At 45.4% G+C, this 1,437-nt stretch carries 3 protein-coding genes; 2 read left to right on the forward strand and 1 reads right to left on the reverse strand.

Annotation, left to right across the window (positions count from 1 at the left end):
* Together hemH and A3763_RS02480 are read left to right on the forward strand one after the other, a co-directional pair.
* A partial coding sequence (hemH, locus tag A3763_RS02475) for a ferrochelatase (RefSeq protein WP_068759859.1) occupies positions 1-552 on the forward strand: 552 nt, incomplete at its 5' end.
* Positions 553-592: 40 nt separating this feature from the next.
* Positions 593-1,006: a copper chaperone PCu(A)C gene (locus tag A3763_RS02480; RefSeq protein ID WP_068515970.1), complete on the forward strand. Its 414-nt coding sequence runs from the start codon at positions 593-595 to the stop codon at positions 1,004-1,006.
* 9 nt (positions 1,007-1,015) lie between these two features.
* Here A3763_RS02480 and A3763_RS02485 read toward each other — a convergent pair.
* On the reverse strand, positions 1,016-1,437 hold a 422-nt coding region (locus tag A3763_RS02485), incomplete at its 5' end, for a TRAP transporter large permease subunit (protein ID WP_156494839.1).

Here is a 1,437-nt window from a genome sequence, read left to right on the forward strand (position 1 = left end):
GCAGTCGCTAAAGATTATGTTTCCCGCCGCCAGATACCAAGCTTGCGTTTCGTGGCTAGCTACCATAATTACCCACCCTATATTGACGCGATTGTCGAGAGTATTCGTGAACATTGGAAACTGCACGGACAAGCCGAAAAGCTGCTTTTGTCTTATCATGGTTTGCCTAAATTTAGTCATGATAAAGGCGACCCTTACTATACCCAGTGTAATGAAACCAGTCAGTTGATTGCTGAGGCGCTTGAATTAAATGGTGATCAGTATATGACCGTTTTCCAATCACGCTTTGGCGCTGCAGAGTGGCTGCAGCCGTATACTGATGAAACGCTAAAATCCCTCGCGAAGCAGGGGACACGCTTTGTGCAGGTAATTTGTCCGGGTTTTTCTGCAGATTGTTTGGAAACTATCGAAGAAATTGGCGTAGAAAACAGGGACTATTTTCTTGAAGGTGGTGGCGAACGCTATGAATATATTCCGGCCTTAAATGCCAGTGAGGCGCATATCAAGGTGCTGGCAAGTTTAATAAATGAAAACGTGCAAGGTTGGTTGTAATGTGCAGGTCTTTGCAAGCGAGCTAAGGTAATAGGAGTTGATGATGAACTTTTTTAAAATTGCGGTGATGGCGGTATTATTGATTGCCGGTCATGCCCGTGCAGAAATAAGCGTTGAAGGTGAGTGGGTGCGCTTATTGCCGCCGATGGTTAAAACCACTGCAGCGTATATGACCCTAACCAGTTCCATCGACGATACGCTGGTTTCAGCTTCAAGCCCTCAGGCATCCATGGTTGAGTTACACCTTTCCTCAATGTCTAATGGGGTGATGTCTATGGATCATGTTGAAGAGATTGCGCTGTTGAAGGGACAGCCTTTAAAGCTTGCACCAGGTGGTTACCATCTGATGCTAATGGGCTTAAAGGCAAGCTTGAAGGAAGGTGATACTTTCCAGCTGCACTTACAGTTTGCCAAATCAGGTGAGCTAATTGTTAACGCTGAAGTTAAGCAATAAATAGCCTGTTTAGTAAAACATAAACGGCGTAAAGGCGACTAATAATAAGGTGGTCGACATCACCATTAGCGGTAACAAGATACGCTCATGGCGATAGTAAAAACTATCGCCTTCACTTAGTGCCAAATCAACCTCCTGACTACCAACCACTTGCCGTGTTAACAAATGGTTCAAAGAGACCGGTGGGCTCAGGTAACCCAACTCAAACGCTACCAGGCAGGTCATCCAAAAATGTATAGGGTTAATTCCATGCTCATAAGCTAGCGGTGCGACAAGCCCTGAGACCAAAATCAGAGCACCAAAAGGGTCCATCACCATGCCCACAAAAACCAGAAACAAGACTAAAACCAGCATGGTTAGATAAACTGACTCAAAGCCTTCGGGTATGGATAAACCACTACCGCTCCGTTCTAGAATGCCGCCAATCGTAA

The organism is Oleiphilus sp. HI0128 (assembly GCF_001635365.1).

What these genes read in the sequence shown, in the direction of transcription:
- A3763_RS02480 (WP_068515970.1), top strand. Translation starts at nt 593, where the DNA reads ATGATGAACTTTTTTAAAATTGCGGTGATGGCGGTATTATTGATTGCC.